This is a genomic window from Pseudomonas entomophila (assembly GCF_023277925.1).
Lineage (GTDB): Bacteria > Pseudomonadota > Gammaproteobacteria > Pseudomonadales > Pseudomonadaceae > Aquipseudomonas > Aquipseudomonas entomophila_D.
On sequence record NZ_CP063832.1, the window covers coordinates 1,124,327 to 1,144,533 of the forward strand.

At 66.0% G+C, this 20,207-nt stretch carries 15 protein-coding genes, 2 pseudogenes and 2 riboswitches; of the genes and pseudogenes, 7 read left to right on the forward strand and 10 right to left on the reverse strand.

What is annotated here, in order from left to right:
- The first annotated feature begins 59 nt into the window (after positions 1 to 59).
- A complete protein-coding gene (locus IM733_RS05125; RefSeq protein WP_248919837.1) occupies positions 60 to 1,553 on the forward strand; it encodes a sensor histidine kinase in 1,494 nt (497 codons plus the stop codon).
- Positions 1,522 to 2,949 carry a sigma-54-dependent transcriptional regulator gene (locus IM733_RS05130; protein ID WP_248919838.1) on the forward strand — a complete coding sequence of 476 codons (1,428 nt, stop codon included), beginning with the start codon at positions 1,522 to 1,524 and terminating at the stop codon, positions 2,947 to 2,949. The genes IM733_RS05125 and IM733_RS05130 overlap by 32 nt, the downstream gene beginning before the upstream one ends.
- A 43-nt stretch (positions 2,950 to 2,992) precedes the next feature.
- Here the strand turns inward: IM733_RS05130 and IM733_RS05135 are convergent, their stop codons facing one another.
- The 3 genes from IM733_RS05135 to IM733_RS05145 form a co-directional block, all read right to left on the reverse strand.
- Entirely contained in the window at positions 2,993 to 3,280 is a 288-nt protein-coding gene (locus IM733_RS05135) for a hypothetical protein (protein ID WP_248919839.1), read from the reverse strand.
- A gap of 108 nt (positions 3,281 to 3,388) precedes the next feature.
- On the reverse strand, positions 3,389 to 4,741 hold the full coding sequence (locus IM733_RS05140) for a GntP family permease (RefSeq protein ID WP_248919840.1): 1,353 nt from the start codon (positions 4,739 to 4,741) through the stop codon (positions 3,389 to 3,391).
- A 112-nt stretch (positions 4,742 to 4,853) separates the two neighbouring features.
- Positions 4,854 to 5,393: a gluconokinase gene (locus tag IM733_RS05145; protein WP_248919841.1), complete on the reverse strand. Its 540-nt coding sequence runs from the start codon at positions 5,391 to 5,393 to the stop codon at positions 4,854 to 4,856.
- Between the two features lie 208 nt (positions 5,394 to 5,601).
- Between IM733_RS05145 and IM733_RS05150 the strand changes: the two genes are divergently transcribed.
- From IM733_RS05150 to IM733_RS25640, 3 genes and pseudogenes are all read left to right on the forward strand, one after another.
- Positions 5,602 to 6,621 carry a LacI family DNA-binding transcriptional regulator gene (locus IM733_RS05150; protein WP_248919842.1) on the forward strand — a complete coding sequence of 340 codons (1,020 nt, stop codon included), beginning with the start codon at positions 5,602 to 5,604 and terminating at the stop codon, positions 6,619 to 6,621.
- Positions 6,622 to 6,956: 335 nt separating this feature from the next.
- A pseudogene (locus IM733_RS25635) lies at positions 6,957 to 7,673 on the forward strand (PAS domain-containing protein); the annotation flags it as partial.
- A gap of 102 nt (positions 7,674 to 7,775) precedes the next feature.
- Positions 7,776 to 8,210: pseudogene (locus tag IM733_RS25640) on the forward strand (methyl-accepting chemotaxis protein); the annotation flags it as partial.
- On the opposite strand, the gene IM733_RS05160 reads toward IM733_RS25640, so the two are convergent.
- The 7 genes from IM733_RS05160 to IM733_RS05190 form a co-directional block, all read right to left on the reverse strand.
- On the reverse strand, positions 8,185 to 11,463 hold the full coding sequence (locus IM733_RS05160; RefSeq protein ID WP_432760412.1) for a transporter substrate-binding domain-containing protein: 3,279 nt from the start codon (positions 11,461 to 11,463) through the stop codon (positions 8,185 to 8,187). The pseudogene IM733_RS25640 and the gene IM733_RS05160 overlap by 26 nt on opposite strands.
- Before the next feature lie 6 nt (positions 11,464 to 11,469).
- On the reverse strand, positions 11,470 to 12,084 hold the full coding sequence (locus IM733_RS05165; protein ID WP_248919845.1) for a response regulator transcription factor: 615 nt from the start codon (positions 12,082 to 12,084) through the stop codon (positions 11,470 to 11,472).
- Between the two features lie 207 nt (positions 12,085 to 12,291).
- Positions 12,292 to 12,534 carry a DUF1272 domain-containing protein gene (locus IM733_RS05170; protein ID WP_248919846.1) on the reverse strand — a complete coding sequence of 81 codons (243 nt, stop codon included), beginning with the start codon at positions 12,532 to 12,534 and terminating at the stop codon, positions 12,292 to 12,294.
- A gap of 65 nt (positions 12,535 to 12,599) precedes the next feature.
- Entirely contained in the window at positions 12,600 to 13,352 is a 753-nt protein-coding gene (gene cobM, locus IM733_RS05175; RefSeq protein WP_248919847.1) for a precorrin-4 C(11)-methyltransferase, read from the reverse strand.
- Positions 13,353 to 13,380: 28 nt separating this feature from the next.
- Complete coding sequence (locus tag IM733_RS05180; RefSeq protein WP_248919848.1) at positions 13,381 to 13,791, reverse strand: cobalamin biosynthesis protein; 411 nt, start codon at positions 13,789 to 13,791, stop codon at positions 13,381 to 13,383.
- A complete protein-coding gene (locus IM733_RS05185) occupies positions 13,791 to 14,486 on the reverse strand; it encodes a CbtA family protein (protein WP_248919849.1) in 696 nt (231 codons plus the stop codon). The genes IM733_RS05180 and IM733_RS05185 overlap by 1 nt, the downstream gene beginning before the upstream one ends.
- A 10-nt stretch (positions 14,487 to 14,496) precedes the next feature.
- On the reverse strand, positions 14,497 to 14,682 hold the full coding sequence (locus IM733_RS05190) for a CbtB domain-containing protein (protein WP_248919850.1): 186 nt from the start codon (positions 14,680 to 14,682) through the stop codon (positions 14,497 to 14,499).
- 107 nt (positions 14,683 to 14,789) lie between these two features.
- A riboswitch (cobalamin riboswitch) is annotated at positions 14,790 to 15,014 on the reverse strand.
- Positions 15,015 to 15,074: 60 nt separating this feature from the next.
- A riboswitch (cobalamin riboswitch) is annotated at positions 15,075 to 15,273 on the forward strand.
- A 101-nt stretch (positions 15,274 to 15,374) separates the two neighbouring features.
- Between IM733_RS05190 and cobW the strand changes: the two genes are divergently transcribed.
- Together cobW and cobN are read left to right on the forward strand one after the other, a co-directional pair.
- Complete coding sequence (gene cobW, locus IM733_RS05195) at positions 15,375 to 16,442, forward strand: cobalamin biosynthesis protein CobW (RefSeq protein WP_248919851.1); 1,068 nt, start codon at positions 15,375 to 15,377, stop codon at positions 16,440 to 16,442.
- Between the two features lie 3 nt (positions 16,443 to 16,445).
- Entirely contained in the window at positions 16,446 to 20,207 is a 3,762-nt protein-coding gene (cobN, locus tag IM733_RS05200; protein ID WP_248919852.1) for a cobaltochelatase subunit CobN, read from the forward strand.

A 20,207-nucleotide genomic window follows, 5' to 3' on the forward strand; every position in this document is an offset into this window, starting at 1 on the left:
CCATCGCCACCTCGTTGGAACGGGTGGCCCCAAACAGGCGTCCAGGCGGGAACGAAGCTATGCAGACGCTGGAGAACGAAACCCCTGACAGCACCCTTGGCCCCTTGGTTGAGAGGGCCGTGCCGTTGCACGAATTCAACCTGCTGCGCTGGTTCTCCCTGGTCAGCCTGCTGATCATCGCATCGGTGGCCGGTGGCCTGGGCTATGTGTCGACCCGCTTCGTGGTGCGCGATAGCGTCGAGCGCGACGCCATGCTGACTGCCCAGTTCATCCAGGCCATGGCCCAGGCCGAGGTCCGTCACTCTCAGCTGCCGCCAGGCACCACCATGGGCGAGCTGATCGACCCTCGGCTGGACCAGCAACACCTGCAGTTCGGCGCCCCGTTGGCGGAGTCGACCCGGGTGGAGTTCCTCGACCATGTGGAGCACTTGCCCGACACGCTGCTGGCCAATGTCTACGCCCGTGATCGCATCGTGGTCTGGTCGACCAACCCGCAGTTGATTGGCAAGCACATCGACGAGGACGACGACCTCGATCAGGCCTTCAGCTCGCGCAAGGCCGTTTCGGCCAGCTATCACAAGGCCGATGAAGACCGCGAGGAGCAGAAGTTCCAGCGCGAGCCCAGGCACCTGTTCATCGAGAACTACATCCCGCTGTTCGATAGCCAGGGTGAGCGGGTACTGGCGATGGTCGAGATCTACAAGGAGCCCCAGGACCTGGTGCGGCGAATCCAGCGTGGCTACGTGCTGATCTGGGCGTCCACCCTGGTGGGCGGCGCACTGATCTACCTGGGCCTGTTCTGGATTGTGCGCCGCGCCGCCAGCATGCTGCACCACCAGCAGGACCGCCTGGTGGCCAGCGAAACCTATGCCGCCCTGGGCGAGATGTCCTCGGCGGTGGCCCACAGCCTGCGCAACCCGTTGGCCAACATCCGTTCCAGCGCCGAACTCGCACAGGATATCGCCAGCCCGCAGGCGCTGCGCAACATCACCGACATCATCACCCAGGTCGACCGCATGTCGCGTTGGGTGCGCGACCTGCTGGTGTCGCTGCGCCCGGTCAGCGATGAGCCGGAGGCGGTGGACCTGATGGCCGCCCTTGAAGACACACGCCAGGCCTTCGCCCCGCAGATCGAGCGCAATGCCGTGCGGTTCAGGCTACAGGGGCCTTCCGAACAGTGGGTCGCCAGCCAGCCGCTGCAACTGACCCAGATTCTCAACAGCCTGTTCGCCAATGCCCTGGAAGCCATGCCCAGCGGCGGGCAGCTGTGCGCCGAGGTCCAGGTGCTGGAAAGCGGGCAGGCGCAACTGGTGCTCAGCGACACCGGCCAAGGCATGACCGAGCAGCAGCGGCGCATGGTGTTCAAGCCGTTCTTCACCACCAAGCAGGGCGGTCTGGGGGTGGGCCTGGCCCTGGTCAAACGCATCATGGAACGCTTTGGCGGCTCGGTCGAACTGAGCAGCCGCATCGAGGAAGGAACCCGCGTCAGCCTGACTTTCAATATTGCAGCGGGAGGGGACCATGGAACACAGCATCCTGGTGGTCGAGGATGACGACATCCTTGCCGACAACATTCGCACCTACCTGAGCCTGAAGGGCTTCGAAGTCACGGTGTGTTGCAGTGCCGAGCTTGCCCTGGAGCAGATCCAGCGCGCCCGGCCCGACGCCGTGCTCACCGACAACTCGTTGCCCGGCATGAGCGGGCACGACCTGCTGCGCACCCTGGTTGCCCAGGCTCCGGAGCTCAAGGTGATCATGATGACCGGCTACGGCAACGTCGAGGACGCGGTGCAGGCCATGAAGGAGGGGGCTTTCCACTACCTCACCAAACCGGTGGTGCTGGCCGAGCTCAAGCTGATGCTGGACAAGGCCCTGGCCACCGAGCGCCTGGAGCGCACGCTGTCGTTCTACCAGGAGCGCGAGGCGCAGAAGTCTGGCTTGCAGGCGCTGATCGGCGAGTCGCCGGCGATGCTCGACCTCAAGCACACCCTGCGCCAGTTGCTCGATGCCGAGCGGCGCATGGCCAGCGACGACCTGCCACCGGTGCTGGTGGAGGGCGAGACCGGTACTGGCAAGGAGCTGGTGGCGCGGGCCCTGCATTTCGACGGCTGCCGCGCCAAGGGGCCGTTCATCGAGTTCAACTGCGCGTCGATCCCGGCCAACCTGCTCGAGGCGGAGCTGTTCGGGCATGAGAAGGGGGCGTTCACCGATGCCAAGGAGCGCCGCGTAGGGCTGGTGGAGGCGGCGGACGGCGGCACTTTGTTCCTCGACGAGATCGGCGAGATGGACCTGGTGCTCCAGGCCAAGCTGCTCAAGCTGCTGGAAGATCGCAGCATCCGCCGTATCGGCGCGGTGAAGGAGCGCAAGGTCGACCTGCGGGTGATCAGCGCGACCAACTGCAACCTGGAGCAGATGGTGCAGCAGGGCAAGTTCCGCCGCGACCTGTTCTTCCGCCTGCGCATCATCGCTCTGAAAGTGCCGCGGCTGTATGCCCGGGGCCAGGACATCCTGCGCCTGGCTCGGCATTTCCTCGCCCATCATGGCCGGCGCTATGGCAAGCCGGGCCTGCGCTTCTCCGCCGAAGCCGAGGCCTTGATGCTGGGCTACAGCTGGCCGGGCAATGTGCGCGAATTGCGCAACATGCTCGAGCAGACCGTGCTGCTGGCACCGAACGAGGTGATCGGCGCGCATCAGTTGAACCTGTGCATGGCCTTGGTGGATGAGCCGCTGGCCCCGCCTGCGCCGATACCTGTATACGACATCCCGCGCCATGAGCCGGAGGCGACCGGCAGCCTGCCGGACATGGAGCGCGACATGGTCTGCCGTACCCTCGACCGCACCGACTGGAACGTCACCAAGTCGGCCCGCTTGCTGGGGTTGTCGCGGGACATGCTGCGCTACAAGATCGAGAAGCTCGGGCTGACGCGACCGGACAAGCGCCAGTGGTGAGGCCTTGCGGCCCGCTTTGCCGGCTTGCCGGCGAAGCGGGTTTTCAAGGCTTGCCGCTGGCACCCTCGCGCCCCATCCCCTCCGAGCCGCTGTCACCCATCCCCGGCAAGTCACGCTCATCGTTCTGCCGCGCCGCGGGGCTTTCCGGGTCGCTGCCCTGGATCCGTGGGTCGGTATCCCGTGGCATGGGCTTTTCGATGGGGTTGAGGGTGCTGTCGACGCCGGGCTGCGGCGCTGGGCTGTGGGGGTCGTCCGGGTAGGTGGTACCGGTACCGACCGCCAGGGCCAGGGGGGAGACGAGCAGGGCGGCCAGCAGGAAATAAGGTTTCATCGGGGCAGGCTCCTGTGCAACAGCAAGAAAAAGGCCCTGCCAGCGCAGGGCCTCGTTTTCACTTGGGCCACATCCATGTCGACAAGGTGCGATCACCCCGATGGACGGTCAGACCACCATCGACAGCAACATGATGAAGATGATGCCGACCACCGAGAGAATGGTCTCCATCATGCTCCAGGTCTTGAAGGTTTCGGCCACGGTCATGTTGAAGTACTGCTTGACCAACCAGAAACCGGCGTCGTTGACGTGGGACAGGATCAGCGAGCCGGCGCCGGTGGCCAGCACCAGCAGTTCGCGGTTCACGCCGGGGACCAGGTCGATCACCGGGGCGACGATGCCGGCGCCGGTGATGGTGGCCACGGTGGCGGAGCCGGTGGCGATACGGATCACCGCCGCCACCAGCCAGGCCAGCAGGATCGGCGAGATCTGCGCCTGCACGGCCATCTGCCCGATCACGTTGCCCACGCCAGTATCCACCAGCATCTGCTTGAAGCCGCCACCGGCACCGACGATCAACACGATCGCAGCGGTGGGGGCCAGGCTCTGGTCAAGCATCTTCATGATCTGCTGGCGGTTGAAGCCACGGGCCGAGCCGAAGGTGTAGAAGGCCAGCAGCAGGGCAGCCAGCAGCGCGGTGATCGGGTGGCCGATCAGGTCCATCCACTGGCGCACGATATGCTCGGCCGGCAGCACCACGTCGGCGAAGGTCTTGAGCAGCATCAGCGCCACCGGCAGCAGCACGGTGAGCAGGGTCACGCTGAAGCTGGGCAGGTTGTTCTGGTTCGACTCGCGGGCGATCTGGTCCATCAGCTCCTGCGAGGGGTTGCCGGGGATGTAGCGCGAGATGAAGTTACCGAACAGGGGGCCAGCGATCACCGCGGTGGGCAGCGCCACCAGCAGGCCGTAGAAGATGGTCTTGCCAATGTCGGCGTGGAAGATGCCGATGGCCAGCAGCGGGCCCGGGTGCGGTGGCACCAGGCCGTGGACCACGGACAGCCCGGCCAGCAGCGGGATGCCGATCTTCACCAGCGACACGCCGGATCGGCGGGCGACGATGAACACCAGCGGGATCAGCAACACGAAGCCGATCTCGAAGAACAGCGGGATGCCCACCAGGAAGGCGGCGAACATCATGGCCCAGTGCACTTTCTGTTTGCCGAAGGCGCGGATCAGCGTCTGGGCGATCTGGTCGGCGCCGCCGGAGTCGGCCATCAGCTTACCCAGCATGGTGCCCAGGGCCAGGACGATGCCGACGAAGCCGAGCACGCCGCCGAAGCCATCCTGGAACGACTTCATCACCTTGGCCACCGGCATGCCGGAGGTCAGGCCGAGAAAGCCCGCAGCCAGGGTGAGGGCAACGAAAGGGTGGACCTTGAAATGGGTGATCAGCAGGATCAGCGCGACGATGGTGACCATCGCGTCGAGCAGCAGGTAGGTATCAGTAGCCAGTCCGAACATGGTTCGTAAGCCTCGGTCTTGTCGTTGTTGTTTTGGTGGTACGTAGGTGCAGCGTCAGCTGAGATCAGTCGTCGAGACAGCGCTGTCTTTGGTGAGCCGGAAAACCACCGGGTCAGGCGGTTCGCGCCAGGGCCCGCTCACCGCAAGGCTTTAGCCAGGCATCCACGGATTCGGCGAGGGCCGCAACCGGGCGGGTGGCGTCCAGGGCCAGGGTCAGGGGCTCGCCGTGCGGGGGTTCTAGGGCGGCGAACTGGCTTTCGATCAGGCTGGCCGGCATGAAGTGGCCGGGGCGGGCGAGCACGCGTTTTTCCGCTTCCTGGGGGGTGAGCTCGAGGAACACGAAGCCCAGCGCAGGTACGGCAGTGCGTAGCGTGTCGCGGTAACGGCGCTTGAGCGCGGAGCAGGTCAGGATGGGCCGTTCGCCTGCGGCGATGGTGGCTTGCAGCTCCTCGCCCAGGCGTACCAGCCAGCCGGCGCGGTCGTTGTCGTCCAGGGGGATGCCGGCACTCATCTTGCGGATGTTCTCGGCGGGGTGGAAGGCGTCGCCTTCGATCAGGCGGCCGCCGCTGTGGGCGGCAATGGCGGCACCGATCGAGCTTTTGCCGCAACCAGCCACGCCCATGACCACAAGTGCGGACAGGGAAGGGTTCATCTGTACCTCCTGCTGGGTGAGGTAGCGCTGTCTTGGTGAAGGCGGGCCAAACCCGCTAGCGCCACCCTCCCGGGTGTTATTGATCTTGTCCTAGGCAGTATGGACGCATCGCACACGGCTGCTACCAAGATTGCATTGCCTGCGTCCTGAGACAGCGCTACCTTAGTGACCGTTCCCCATTCCTGCAAGTAGTAAAATTACAACACTCATGTCTCGCATCGGCTCGCGCACCACTGGTCGTCCCACCCTGGCGGAAGTCGCCAGGCTTTCCGGGGTTTCCCCCATCACCGCCTCCCGTGCCCTGCGTGGCGTCAGCACGGTCGCGCCTGAGCTGGTGGAGAAGGTCAAGGCCGCCGCGGCCAGCCTGGGCTATGTCGCCAACCCCGCGGCACGGGCGCTGGCCTCGGCGCGCAGCCAGTCGGTGGTGGTGCTGATTCCGTCGCTGTCCAACCAGCTGTTCATCGATACCCTCGAGGCCATTCACGAAGTGATGCGCCCGCGCGGGCTGGAAGTGCTGATCGGCAACTATCACTACGATATCGCCGAGGAAGAGAACCTGATCCGCAACTACCTTGCCTACCAACCCTGCGGCATGTTGCTCACCGGTTTTGACCGCAGCGAGGCGTCGCGGCAGATGCTGGCCGCCAGTGGCGTGCCGTGCGTGCACATGATGGAGTTGGGGGGGGAGCAGGGGGCGCTGTCGGTGGGGTTTTCCCAGCATGAGGCCGGACGGGCCGCCGCGCGGCACCTGATAGAACGTGGGCGGCGGCGCCTGGCGTTCATTGCCGCCCAGCTCGACCCTCGGGTGATGCAGCGGGCCGAGGGCTTCCGTCAGGCGTTGGGCGATGCTGGCTTGCAGGCGCCGGAGCTTGAAGTGCTGGATCCGCTGCCGTCGTCGATCGGACTGGGGGGCGCCTTGTTCAGCAAGCTGCTGGCGCGGGCGCCCGATGTGGACGGTATCTTCTTCTGCAACGACGACCTGGCGCAGGGGGCCGTGCTGCAGGCCTTGCGCGAAGGTATCGAGGTGCCTCGACAGGTGGCGATGGTCGGTTTCAATGACCTGCCGGCCTCGGCCTACATGGTACCGCCACTCACCTCGATCCGTACGCCGCGGGCTGCTGTCGGGCGAGGGGCAGCGCAGGCGTTGCTGGCGTTGCTCGACGGCAAGCGGGTAGGGGTCGAGCAGCAGGACATGGGGTTCGAGCTGGTGGTGCGGGAAAGTTCTTGAGGCAGATCGGTGAAGGCAAAGTCGGGTCTTATGGAACAAAACACAATTCATTGATTTGGCACGATCTCGGTAGGAGCGGCTTCAGCCGCGATCATTCGCGAAGCGGGTACCAGAACTGCGTTGTCTGCATCGCGGCCAAAGCCCCTACACCAGCCCCTTCGGATAAACGGCCACACATGCTTAATTCCAAAGTGATAGCAGATCGCTTGCACGCCTAAAACGCCGATCTATGCTCAGGAACATCCCGTCGACACAAGGAGTCCTGGCCCATGTTCGAGTACCATCGTAAGTCCGATCTGGTCGAGATCCAACGCGCCCGCCAGGCCCTGGCCGGCATGGAAGCGAAGCTTGCCGCAATCAGCCGTTCCATGGCCATGATCGAGTTCGCGCCCGACGGCACCATCCTCGATGCCAACGACCATTTCTGCCAGACGATGGGCTACAGCGCCGACGAGATCCGCGGCAAGCACCACCGGTTGTTCTGCGACCCCACCTACGCCAAGAGCGCCGAGTACCAGCAGCTGTGGCACGAGCTCGGTCAGGGCAAGGCCATCAGCGGCACCTTCGAACGCCTGGACAAGGCCGGGCGCGAGGTGTGGCTGGAAGCCAGCTACATGCCGGTGCTCGACGCGCGCCAGCAGGTCACCAGCGTGATCAAGGTTGCCTCCGACATTACCCGCCACGTGATCGAGGAGCACGAGAGCGAAAGCCTGCTCAAGGCCATCGGCCGCTCCATGGCGGTGGTCGAGTTCACCCCGGCCGGGCGGGTGATCAAGGCCAACCAGAATTTCCTCGACACCATGGGCTATCGCCTGGAAGAGGTGGTGGGGCGCCATCACGGGCTGTTCTGCTTGCCCCACGAGCGCGAGTCGGCCCAATACCGTGACTTCTGGGCCTCGCTCAACCGTGGCGAGTACCACTCGCACCGCTTCGAGCGGGTCAACAAGCAGGGCCAGACGGTGTACCTGGAAGCCTCCTACAACCCGATCTTCGACAACAAGGGCCGGCTGTACAAAGTGGTGAAGTTCGCCAGCGACATCACCCACCAGGTCAGCACCCAGCAGACCGCCGCCGACGCCGCCCACGCCAGCTCCGTGCAGACCGACGCCTGTGCGCGCAAAGGTACACAGGTGGTGCAGCAGACGGTGGCGGTCATCGAGCAGATTTCCGCCGAGCTCAACGAGGCCGCACGCAGCATCGACGCGGTGAGCAAGCAGTCCGAGGTGATCGGGCAGATTGTCCTGACCATCCGTGGCATCGCCGACCAGACCAACCTGCTGGCGCTCAATGCGGCGATCGAAGCGGCGCGCGCAGGCGACCATGGGCGTGGCTTCGCCGTGGTGGCGGACGAGGTGCGCAGCCTGGCCGCGCGCACCAGCAAGGCGACCCTGGAAATCGTCGACGTGGTGCGGCAGAACCACGACCTGTCATTGACGGCGGTCGCCAGCATGCAGTCGAGCCTGACCCGTACGGGGCTCGGCGTGGAGTTGGCCAACGAAGCGGGCACGGTGATCATGGAGATCCAGCAGGGCTCGCGCCACGTAGTGGAGGCCATCAGCCAGATCAGCTCGACTCTGCAATTGCACTGAGGCCATCGTGCAGCTCGCGCTCCAGGTTCTGCAGGCTGTCTCGCAGACGTTCGAGCGCCGGGGCCAGCGGCTGATGCTGGGCAATGGCCTGCTCGAGTGTTTCACAATCCTGGACCACGGCCCTGACCTTGAGCATCCTGGCGCCACCCTTGATTCGATGCACCAATAGCGTCAGGGCTGCTGGCCTGGGTTCCGCGCCCAAGGCATGCAGGGCCTGCAGGTCTTCGCCGTTGCTTTGCGCCAATTGTTGGAGCAGGCGGCGGGTCAGTTGCGTATCGTCCTGGGTGAGGTGGCGCAATAGTTCCAGGTCGAATCCGCTGGCGCGCGGCGGGGCTTGCTCCAGCGCCGGTGTAATGGCGCCGATAGGCGCCAGGGCAGCCTTGAGCGTCTGTAGCCCGATGGGTTTGAACAGGCACTCGTCCATGCCGCTTTCCAGGCAGCGCTGGCGTTCCTCGGCCTGGGCATTGGCGGTGACGCCGATGATGTAGCAGGCAGGCAACTTGCCTTGATGTTCCAAGCCACGAATCCGGTGGGTCAGCTCATGGCCATCCATCATGGGCATGCTGCAGTCGGTGATCACCACATCGAAGCGGTTCGCCTGCCACAACGCCAGAGCCGCCTCGCCCTGGTCGGCCAGCGCCACACGGTGGCCGAGCGAACGCAACTGTTTGTCGAGCAGCAGCAGGTTGGCGGGATAGTCATCCACCACCAGTATGTGCAGCGGGCCGTTCATGGACGAGGACACGATTTTCGCGGGGGATTCGGTTACCGGAGCACTGGCGCTTGCCAGCCTGAGGTGGACATCGACTTGGGTGCCCAGGCCTTCGATGCTCTGCAGGGTAAGTTCGCCCCCCATGAGTTCGCACAGGTTGCGGCTGATCACCAGGCCCAGACCGGCGCCCTGGCGGGCCTGTTGGCTTCCGACCTGGGAGAAGGCGCTGAACAGCCTGGCCTGGTCGCTGGCGCTGATGCCCTTGCCGGTATCCTTCACCTGCAACGCCACTTGAAGGCCAGGCTTGCCGAGGGTGTTCGTCGTCAGCGTGACATCGATCTGCCCTTGATCGGTGAACTTGGTGGCATTGCTCAACAGGTTCGACAGCACTTGCTTGAAGCGCAGGGGGTCGACGCATACCCAGCACGGCGCGTCGGGCAATGTCGCGTGCAGTTGCAGGCCCTTGAGCCTGGCATTGCCCTCGAAGACCCGAATGGTGGCCTTGACCAGGCCGGTCAAGTCGGTGGCCACCGGTTGCAAGGTCATGTGCCCGGACTCGATGCGCGAGATATCGAGTACATCGCCGATCAGGTCGAGCAGGCCGATTGCCGACCCGTGGGCGGTTTCCAGCGCCTGGGTGTCGCTGTGGCCACGACGACTGTCCTCCAGGGCCAGTTCCAGCAAGCCGATCACCGCGTTCATCGGGGTGCGGATTTCGTGGCTCATGACCGCCAGGAAGGTACTTTTCGCCTGGCTGGCCTGTTCGGCGTCGTTTTTCGCCTGGCGCAACTGTTCGAGCAGCCCGCGGCTGAGCGCAAGCTGTTGCTGCAGGGCGCGTTCGGCGTCGGTGCGCTGGTGGATCAGTTTGCGCAGGTAAGTGTTCCAGAACACCACGCCCGCCAGCAGCACACCGGCCAGCACCAGCACCTGAAGCGCCAGTGTGCGGTAGTTGCGCCAGGGGCTGTCGCTGACCACGGCGTTGGTGCGCCAGCGGTTGACCAGTTGCTCCTGCTCGTCAGGCGGGATGCTTAACAGGGCCTTGTCGAGGATGCCCTGCAGTTGGGGCAGTGCGGGGTTCACGGCAAAGGCGGCGAGTGCCGGTTCATCGCCCTGCAGCCCGGCGACCCGCAGGCGGCCCTTGAACACCTGGTTGATGAAGTAGACGGCGTTGACCTGCGAGCTCACGGCCACGTCGGCGTCGCCATTGGCCACGGCCTCCATGAGTTGCAGGGGGTTCTCCGCTTCATATACACGCATGCTGGGGGATTCGCGCAGCAGCTCCTTGGTCAGCGGCGAGCCACGCAGCAGCGCTACGCGCTGGCTGCTCAGGGGCTGGTTCGCAGGTAACGGCGCGGCGTCCTGGCGCATCACCAGGACGCGCGGGCTGATCATGTACGGGCGGGTGTAGCGCAGACGCTGGGCGCGGTCGTTGCCATAGCCGATGGCGCCGATCATGTCGACCTTGCCCTGGGCGGTGGCCTCGACCATGTCCTCGAACGACTCGGACTCGACGATCTGGAAGTTCAGGCCGGTGCGCAGGCTGATACGCTGCAGCAGGTCCAGGGCGATGCCGCGTGGTTGCTGCTGGCTGTCGGTGAAGCTCAAGGGCGCCAGGGTCGTGTTGATCATCACCCGAATGGTCGGGTGGCTGGCGATCCAGCTGCGCTCCTCGGCGGTGAGCGCGTCCAGCCGGCGGTCGAGCAACAGGCTGGTGCTGCCGCTGGTCCAGCGCCGCAGGATGTTCAGCCGCTCGCTGTCGGCGACACGGCTGAGGGCCGTGTCCACCAGGCGTAGCAGGCGCGCGTTGTCGCGAGCCAGGGCAAAGGCGAAGGTGCTGACTGGTACTTTGACGAAGTGGTCGACCTTGACCATGCCCTGGAAACCCTTGGCAATCATGTAGTCGCTGCTGATCGCATCGCCCAGGTAGGCGTCGGCCTGGCCCAGTGCCACCGCGGCGATACCGGCCAGCGTTGAGCGATAGAGCGTGACGTGGGCGCGGGGATAGAGCTTTTTCACGGCCTGCAGGGGCAGGTAATGGTCGACCATGGCCAGCTTGCGCCCGGCCAGGGCATCGTCCTCGCCCAGGGCGGCGCGCTGGCGCGACACGATCACCGCCAGGTCGTCGGCGTAGGGCTGGCTGAGGGCGAGCTCGGCATCGTTGGCCTCGAAGGCATTGGAGGTGCCCAGCAAGTCGATCTCGCTGCTGCGCAATGCGGCGATGGCCTGCGCGCGATTGCTATAACGACGGATCTCGATGGGGACGCCCAACTGCTCGGCGATCAGGCCGGCGTAGTCGGCGCTCAGTCCTTCGTAGTCGGCTTGGCTGGTGTTGATGTCGAACGGTGGGTAGTCGGGGCGCGAACTGCCGAGCACCAGCGTCTTGCGCGCGGCGAGCCACTGGCGATCGTGCGCATCGAGCGCCAGTGGTTGTGCTGCGCTCAGGGCGCGTGCCAGCAAATGGCGGCTTTCGCTGGGGGATTGCGCCGCAGCGGACAACGACAGCAGTGCGGCCAGCAGCACGCACGGCAGGGTGCGCCCGATCATCGGTCAGGCCACGTTGTTGCGTTTGGCCAGGTCGACCATTTCCACCAGCGACTCGGCCTTGAGCTTTTCCAGAATCCGGCCGCGGTAGGTGCTGATGGTCTTGGCGCTGAGGTTCATCTGCTGGCCGATCAGCTTGTTGCTCTGCCCGGCGCAGAGGCGGCGCAGCACTTCCATTTCGCGGTTGGACAGACTGCCCAGGCGCTCTTTCTCGCTGTCCAGGGTGTTGCTGTTGACCGCCATCTGCGGGAAGGTCGAGTAGCCCTTGACCAGTGCCTTGAGGGCGAAGAGCAGGGCGTCGAGATCCTCGTCCTTGTTGACGAATGCACTGATGCCGGCATCCATGCAGCGGCGCACGTAGAGGTCGGCGGGTTGGCCGGTGAGGGCCATGATCCGGGGCGCGGGCACGAGCAGCTTAAGGCGCTTGATCACTTCCATGCCGTCGAGGTCGGGCAGGCCGATGTCGAGAATTACCACCTCGGCCTTCGTTTCCGCGGCCAGGCGCGCGGCTTCTTTGCCTTTGCCGGTTTCACCGACGATGGTGAATCGCTCTTTTTCAAGCAGCATGCGCACGGCCAGCCGGACAATGTGGTGGTCATCGACCAACAGCACGGATGTCATGGGGAACTCCTGTTGATGTGGACCCGCTTCCTGTTTCCGTTCGAAAGTCGTTTCGCGGGTCAGCTGTAGGCAGCGCGCACCTTACGGGGATTCAGGATCCTTGGTAATAGGCGAGTATAGGTGTGTTGATTATGCGCAGCTATTTTGTTGAAAAGTCCTACAAAAGGAGGCTGGGCACACCTCCGTTGAAGCTGTCTGGGAAGGGGGTCAGGCGCAGGCTGAGTGCTTTTTGATCACTCGCTGGGTGGAGGCAGGGTTGTTGTCCAGCGCCTTGCCGGTACGGGTCGGCCGCGAGACGAGCTGGCCACCGCAGTTGGGGCACTGGTGGTGGAAATGCCGATCATTGCACGCGCGGCAGAACGTGCATTCGAAGGAGCAGATCAGCGCGTCCGGGCTTTCGGCTGGCAGGTCACGGTCACAGCACTCACAGTTGGGGCGTAGTTCGAGCATGTTGGGGTTTCCAGTAGGCGTGAAAGCCCCAGTGTGCTACGACGTGAGGGGTGGCGGCAAATGGCTCATGGGCCGGGCCGGTAGAGGTGGGCGTGCCCGGCGCGGTAAAGGGCCGAATCGGCGAAGGGGGCATCCCCCAGTACATGGCCGACGAGGATCAGCGCTGTGCGCCGGAAGCCTTTGGCCGCTACGCGCTCGACGATATCCGCCAGAGTGCCCTTGGCCCAGTCCTGGTCCGGCCATGTGGCGCGGTGCACCACCGCGACAGGGCAGTCGGCGCCGTAGTGGGGCAACAGTTCGGTGACGATTCGGGCGAGGTGCTTGACCCCCAGATGGATGGCCAAGGTGCTGCGGTGCCGGGCCAGGTCGGCCAACTGCTCCCCGGGTGGCATCGGCGAGCTGTCGCCGTAGCGGGTGAGAATCACGGTTTGCGCCACGTCGGGCAGGGTCAGTTCGCACCCCAGCAGGGCGGCGCTGGCAGCGGTCGCGGTGACGCCCGGCACGATCTGGTAATCGATGGCCAGCTCGCGCAGGTGGCGAATCTGCTCGCCGATGGCGCCGTACAGGCTGGGGTCGCCGCTGTGCACCCGAGCCACATCGTGGCCAGCGGCGTGGGCCTGGCGCATGGCCTCGACGATCTGCTCCAGATGCAGTTCGGCGCTGTTGATCACGGTCTGGGCGGTGTGCCCTTCGAGCACGGCGGGAGGCACCAGGGAGCCGGCATAGATGATCACCGGGCACTGGCGGATCAGGCGCTGGCCCTTCACCGTGATCAGTTCCGGGTCGCCGGGGCCGGCGCCGATGAAGTAGACCGTCATGGGAATTCCTTGCAGGTGGGAGGGCGGATTATCCGCCGATGGCCAGGGCCAGGGTGGCGCCAGCCAGGGTCTGTTTCGGGATGTGCAGGCGTGGCGGCGTGAATGCCTGGCCGGCCAGGGCCAGTGCCGCGCTTTCGGCTACGCCCCAGCAGCCGGTCTGGGCGTAGGCGACGGCGGAGCGCTGGGTGAGCTGCGCTTCGAAACCGAGCAGATGTGGGGCATCGAAGCAGATGAACGGCAACCCCAGGCGCTCAGCCAGCGCCAGCAAGCCGGGCTCACGCGCCTTGGGCGTGATGCTGGCGATGCCGCGCAGGCAGGAAAGGGGCAAGGCGTGAAGGGTCAGGGTCTGGCGCAGCAGCACCGAGAGTGTCTCGACCGGGCAGCCGCGACGGCAGCCAAAGCCGGCGTACAACGCCGGCTGAGCGGGATGCAGGGACATCAAGCGTGGCTGGAGCGACGGTAGAGCCAGGCGCTGAGCAGGCCCAGCGCCAGCCAGAAGGCGGCGTTGGTCAGCCAGGAGGCGATCTTGAACTGCGCTTCGAGGGCTTCCGGCGCCAGGCTCTCATGCACGGGCGGTTGCGGCGCGCCGATGACATGGGGGATGACCAGCAGGGCGACGCCGATCACCTTGAGCAGCCAGTGACGGGCGAACACCAGCAATGCCAAACCTGCTGCGGTTGCAGCGGCGGTAGCGACCCACCAGGTCTGGCGTTGGCCAAGGTCGGCGGCGGCAGTGCCAGGTAGTTCGGGTGGCAGGCCCAGGGTCGGGGCCAGGCAGAACACGGCGAAACCGGCCAGGCCCCAGAGCGCGCCGGTGCTGACACGGCCAGGCTCGCGCAGGCTGTACAGCGCGGCAAGGATCAGGGCGAAGCCTACCGCCACTACCAGGTTGCCGCCGGTGGTGGACAGCACACGCTGCCAGCCATCCTCCGGCGCCCAGGCTTCGGCGCTGTGCTCATGTTCGTGGGGCGCGGCGGCCTCGCCATGCGCGTGGTGTTCGGCGGCGGGGGCGGCGTTCTCGTAGGTTTCCGCCTGGAGAATCAGCGGAGCGACCCAGAAGCTTTGCAGCAGGGTCAACAGCAGGGCGGCCAGCAGCCCGCTGAAGCCCGCGGTACGGGCGATGCGCGTGATCATGCGGGCGTACTCAGTGGCAGGGGAAGGCGGCGCTGTGGCGGGTATCATGAGCGGCGTTGTGCACCGCCTCGATGTGCGAGAAACCGGCGAAGTAGACCAGGCACAGGCCGAGCAGGCTGGCACCGATGGCGATGATCATGCGCTGGCTGAGGCTGACGGGGGTGGCGATGCTGTGTTTCGTGCTGGTGATGGGCATGACGCGTTCCTCTGCTGTTGCTTTTGTCGGGCATTGGGGCAACGGGCAAGCGCGGCGACCCCGGGCGAAGCTCGCCCAGGTATGCGACAGCGCCCGCCCACCGCGGGGTGTTCATGTGGCGTCAGGCCGGTCTCCGGGCTGGCGAGGTGGAGCGGGGCTCCGTTGTTGGCGTCACCTTCCCATGCCGTGTCGACGGGCACAGTGGTCAAGACGCTTCACTCGCTTACCGTTGCGGGGGCAGCACCGGCATTGTCCGGCCTCTTGCAAAGAGACGCGTGACGCACCGGTTTCCCGTTTCACCCCAAGGGGGCACCTGAACGCAGTGCGCTAGCAAATCATGGGGCGAACCTTGCGTCAATGGCGGCGGCGGTTGACCGCAAGGCAGGCTCTGCGTAGCCTTGCCGCTTCGAGGTTCTCCGGCGTTGGCCGGAGCTAAGACGGGAACGCGGTCGATGCCGCGGCTGCCCCCGCAACTGTAGGCACTGGAACGGATCGGCACAGCCACTGCGCACGCGCGGGAAGGCGCCATCCAGCTGGCATTCTTGTCGGCGCAGTGCGAGCCAGGAGACCTGCCTCGTGACGTTTTCGACTTTCAACCGGGCGGGGTGATCCGGTGGCGAACCAGCCAGGCCGGCACGGCCCGTGGCTATCGTCCTGCATGCCCGCGCCACAGCCGCCAAGGGCACCGCGACATGAAAACACTGGCCAAGCTCCCCGTCACCATCGTTACCGGCTTCCTCGGCTCGGGCAAGACCACCTTGCTCCGCCATATGCTCGACAACGCCCAGGGCCGCCGCATCGCGGTGATCGTCAACGAGTTCGGCGAGCTGGGCATCGATGGCGAAATTCTCAAACAGTGCAGCATCGGTTGCAGCGAAGAAGAGGCCAATGGCCGCGTCTATGAGCTGGCCAACGGTTGCCTGTGCTGCACGGTGCAGGAAGAGTTCTTCCCGGTGATGCGCGAACTGGTGGCCCGTCGCGGCGACCTGGACCACATCCTCATCGAAACCAGCGGCCTGGCGCTGCCCAAGCCTCTGGTCCAGGCCTTCCAGTGGCCGGAAATCCGCAACGCCTGCACCGTCGACGCGGTGATCACCGTGGTCGACAGCCCGGCCGTGGCAGCGGGCACCTTCGCCGCCTACCCGGACCAGGTCGACGCCCAGCGCAAGCTCGACCCCAACCTCGACCATGAGTCGCCCCTGCACGAACTGTTCGCCGACCAACTGGCCAGCGCCGACCTGGTGGTGTTGAACAAGGCCGACCTGATTGATTCAGAAGGCTTGGCCAAGGTCCGCGCCGAAGTGGCCGAAGAGCTGCCGCCGGCGGTCAAGGTGATCGAGGCCAGCAGCGGTCGCCTGCCGCTGGAGGTGTTGCTGGGCGTGGGTGCCGAGTCCGAGGCGCATATCGATGGCCGGCGCACCCACCACGATTCGCACCACGATGGCGATGACCATGACGACCATGACCACGACGCCTTCGACTCCATTTCCCTCGACCTGCCCGAAGCCGACGAAAGCCTGTTGCTCGACGCCCTCACGCAACTGGTCACCGAGTTCGGCATCCTGCGCGCCAAGGGCTTCGCCGCCATCCCCGGCAAGCCGATGCGCCTGCTGATCCAGGGCGTGGGCACCCGCTTCGACAAGCACTTCGACCGCGCCTGGCGCAACGAAGAGCCGCGCATCACCCGCCTGGTGCTGATCGGCCAGGACCTCGATGCCGCGCAACTGGAAGCGCGCCTGCGCCAGGCCCTGGGCGCCTGACCCATGCACCTGCTGCGGACCCAGCCCGGCGGCTTCGTGCCGGACGACAGCATCGCCGATCTCGGCCAGACTCCCGCCGAGTTGGTGATCCTCTGCAGCGGTGATTCGCACCTGGCACTGCTGGCCGAAACCGCCGAGCAGTTGCCGGAGGACTTTCCCAGCCTGCGCCTGGCCAACCCCATGCAGGTGCAGAACCATGCCTCGGTCGATCTCTATGTCGACGAGGTGCTGCGCCACGCCAAGGTGATTCTGGTCTCGCTGCACGGCGGCGTCGGCTACTGGCGCTATGGTGTCGAGCAACTGGTGGAACTGGCCAACCGAGGCGTGCAACTGATCTTGGTGCCGGGCGATGATCGCCCCGATCCGCAACTGACCGACCTGGGCACGGTGCGTGGCGAGCAGGCCGAGCGGCTCTGGCACTACCTGCGCCAGGGCGGCAAGGCCAACGCCGTCAACCTGTTCAACTGCCTGGCCAACCTGTGGCTCGGGCGTGACTATCCGTGGCAGGAGCCGCAACCGTTGCCGCGCACCGCGGTCTACCACCCGAACAAGGCCAGCGCGGTGCCCGAGGACTGGTACGCAGAATGGAACCCGACGTTCCCGGTGGCGCCGTTGCTGTTCTACCGCTCGCACCTGCAAGCGGCCAACACCGCGTTCATTGACGTGTTCTGCCAGCGTCTGCAGGCCTGCGGCCTGAATCCGCTGCCGATCGCCGTGGCCAGCCTCAAGGAGCGCGCTTGCCTCGATCAGGTTGAAGACTGGCTCGACGCGGTCGAGGCCGAAGTGGTGATCAACACCACCGGCTTCGCCCTGTCCAGCCCCGAACAGCCCAACCTGCGCCCGCTGCGCCGCGACGTGCCGGTGTTGCAGGCGATCTGCGCCCAGGACAACCAGCCTGCCTGGGAACAGAGCGAGCAGGGACTGGGTGCCCGCGACCTGGCCATGCACATCGCCTTGCCGGAACTGGACGGGCGCATCATCACCCGGCCGGTCAGCTTCAAGGACCTGGCCTGGCGCAGCGAGCGCAGCCAGGCCGACGTGGTCTGCTACCGGGCCCACCCTGAACGCATGGACTTCGTCGCCGAGCTGGCGCGGCGCTGGGTGGAGCTGGCGCGCCTGGACAACCAGGAGAAGCGCATCGCCCTGGTGCTGGCCAACTACCCGACCCGCGATGGGCGCATCGGCAATGGCGTCGGCCTGGACACGCCGGGCGCCGCCCTGAACATCCTCCAGGCCCTGCAGGCGAATGACTATCCGGTGGCGGGTCTGCCGGGCAGCGGTACCGAGCTGATCCACCAGTTGCTCGGTGGGGTGACCAACGACCTCGACCACCTGGACCACCGCCCCTGCGCCCAGAGCCTGAGCCTGGCGGACTACCAGAGTGCCTTCGCCGCTTTGCCCGAGGCGAACCAGCGCGCCGTGCTCGAGCGCTGGGGGCCGCCCGAGCAGGACCCGATGTTCCGCTCCGGGCGCATGATGGTCGCCGGGCTGCGCTACGGCCTGACCTTCGTTGGCATCCAGCCGGCCAGGGGCTACCAGGTCGACCACAGTGCGGTGTACCACGACCCGGACCTGGTCCCGCCCCACGGTTACCTGGCGTTCCACTTCTGGCTGCGCAACGGCTACGCCGCCGACGCGGTGATCCATGTCGGCAAGCACGGTAACCTGGAGTGGCTGCCGGGCAAGGGCGTGGGCCTATCCAATGAATGCTGGCCGGATGCGTTGCTCGGCCCGCTGCCGAACATCTACCCGTTCATCGTCAATGACCCGGGCGAGGGCGCCCAGGCCAAGCGGCGTACCCAGGCGGTGATCATCGACCACCTGATGCCGCCGCTGACCCGCGCCGAAACCTACGGCCCGCTGCGCCACTTGGAGCAACTGGCCGATGAGTACTACGAAGCCCAACTGCTCGATCCACGCCGCGCCCGCGAGCTGCAGCGCGACATCCTCGAACTGGTCAAGGCCAACCATATCGACCGCGAGTTGCAACTCGAAGGGCAACTGGACGACGCGGCGGTGTGGCTGCCGCGCCTGGACACCTACCTGTGCGACCTGAAGGAATCGCAGATCCGCGATGGCCTGCATGTGTTCGGTCAGTCGCCCCAGGGGCGCTTGCGCAGCGACACCTTGCTGGCGCTGCTGCGGGTCGAGCGGGGAGACGGCAAGGGCGGTAATGCCAGCCTGATCCGCGCCCTGGCCAAGGCGCTGGAGTTGGGCTTCGATCCGCTCGATTGCGACTTGGGCCAGGCCTGGGCAGGGCCACGTCCGGCATTGTTGCAGGCCTGTGACCCAGGGCTTTGGCGCACTCAGGGTGATACCCGCGAGCGCCTTGAGCTGCTGGCGATCAGCTTGATCGAGCAGGCACTGGTGGGCGACGTCTGCCTGCCAGACACACCCTGCTGGCAGCCTGTGCGCGAAGTGCTGCGCGCTTTGTGTCAAGAGGTCGCGCCCAACCTGGACGCGTGCGGCGGCGCCGAGCTCGATGGCTTGCTGGCCGCCCTGGCCGGGCGTTTCGTGCCCGCAGGCCCCAGTGGCGCGCCCAGCCGTGGGCGGCTTGACGTACTGCCGACCGGGCGCAACTTCTATACCGTCGATGTGCGCAACCTGCCAACCACCACGGCCTGGCGCCTGGGCTTCGCCTCGGCCAACCTGATCCTCGAACGCCACCTGCAGGATCACGGCGACCACTTGCGCCAGCTGGGGCTGTCGGTGTGGGGCACGGCGACCATGCGCACCGGCGGCGACGACATCGCCCAGGCGATGGCGCTGATGGGCGTGCGCCCGGTGTGGGCGACTGGCAGCCAGCGGGTGGACGACTTCGAGATCCTGCCGCTGAGCTTGCTCGACCGCCCGCGGGTCGACGTGACCTTGCGGGTTTCGGGCTTCTTCCGCGATGCCTTCGGCAACCTGATCCGCCTGTTCGACGCGGCGGTGCAGGCGGTGGCTGCGCTGGACGAGCCGGACGACCTCAACCCGCTGGCCGCCCGTGTGCGAACAGAACGAGAGAAATTGTTGGGTGACGGCATGGATGCCGAGCAGGCCGGCCGTCAGGCCGGCTGGCGGGTGTTCGGCGCCAAGCCCGGTGCCTACGGCGCAGGCGTGCAGAACGCCATTGACGGGCGCCTGTGGCATAGCCGCGACGACCTGGCCGAGGTCTACCTCAACCACGGTGGCTACGCCTATGGCGCCAGCGACGAGGGCACCCCGGCCCGCGCCCAGTTCGCCCAGCGCCTCAGCCAGGTGCAGGCGGTGCTGCAGAACCAGGACAACCACGAGCACGACCTGCTCGACTCCAACGACTACTACCAGTTCCAGGGCGGCATGCTGGCTGCCGCCGAAACCCTGGCGGGCAGCGCCCGGGCCAGTTACCACGGCGACCACAGCCAGGCCGACCGCCCACGCATCCGCACCTTGAAGGAAGAGCTGAACCGGGTGATCCGCGCCCGTGCCCTGAACCCCAAGTGGATCGACGGCGCCAAGCGTCATGGCTATAAAGGTGCGTTCGAGCTGGCCGCGACGGTGGACAACCTGTTCGCCTTCGATGCCACCACCCACCTGATCGACGACCATCATTACCAAGGCCTGGCCGACGCTTATGTGCTCGACCCGGCCACCCGTGATTTCATGCGCGAGCACAACCCCGAGGCGCTGCGTGACCTCACCGAACGCTTGCTGGAAGCCCAGCAGCGGGGGCTGTGGCAGGAACCGGGCAACTACCGCGACAGCCTCGAGCAGCAGTTGCTCGACGGCGAGGAAGACAGCTGA

Excerpts from the sequence above, each read along its gene's own strand:
- cobM (WP_248919847.1), bottom strand. The coding sequence starts at position 13,352 with ATGACGGTCTACTTCATCGGCGCCGGCCCCGGCGACCCGGAACTGATC.
- IM733_RS05135 (WP_248919839.1), bottom strand. The coding sequence starts at position 3,280 with ATGAAACCTTATTTCCTGCTGGCCGCCCTGCTCGTCTCCCCCCTGGCC.
- IM733_RS05190 (WP_248919850.1), bottom strand. The coding sequence starts at position 14,682 with ATGCCCATCACCAGCACGAAACACAGCATCGCCACCCCCGTCAGCCTC.
- IM733_RS05180 (WP_248919848.1), bottom strand. The coding sequence starts at position 13,791 with ATGTCCCTGCATCCCGCTCAGCCGGCGTTGTACGCCGGCTTTGGCTGC.
- IM733_RS05150 (WP_248919842.1), top strand. The coding sequence starts at position 5,602 with ATGTCTCGCATCGGCTCGCGCACCACTGGTCGTCCCACCCTGGCGGAA.
- IM733_RS05170 (WP_248919846.1), bottom strand. The coding sequence starts at position 12,534 with ATGCTCGAACTACGCCCCAACTGTGAGTGCTGTGACCGTGACCTGCCA.
- IM733_RS05145 (WP_248919841.1), bottom strand. The coding sequence starts at position 5,393 with ATGAACCCTTCCCTGTCCGCACTTGTGGTCATGGGCGTGGCTGGTTGC.
- IM733_RS05185 (WP_248919849.1), bottom strand. The coding sequence starts at position 14,486 with ATGATCACGCGCATCGCCCGTACCGCGGGCTTCAGCGGGCTGCTGGCC.
- cobW (WP_248919851.1), top strand. The coding sequence starts at position 15,375 with ATGAAAACACTGGCCAAGCTCCCCGTCACCATCGTTACCGGCTTCCTC.
- IM733_RS05140 (WP_248919840.1), bottom strand. The coding sequence starts at position 4,741 with ATGTTCGGACTGGCTACTGATACCTACCTGCTGCTCGACGCGATGGTC.
- cobN (WP_248919852.1), top strand. The coding sequence starts at position 16,446 with ATGCACCTGCTGCGGACCCAGCCCGGCGGCTTCGTGCCGGACGACAGC.
- IM733_RS05165 (WP_248919845.1), bottom strand. The coding sequence starts at position 12,084 with ATGACATCCGTGCTGTTGGTCGATGACCACCACATTGTCCGGCTGGCC.
- IM733_RS05125 (WP_248919837.1), top strand. The coding sequence starts at position 60 with ATGCAGACGCTGGAGAACGAAACCCCTGACAGCACCCTTGGCCCCTTG.
- IM733_RS05130 (WP_248919838.1), top strand. The coding sequence starts at position 1,522 with ATGGAACACAGCATCCTGGTGGTCGAGGATGACGACATCCTTGCCGAC.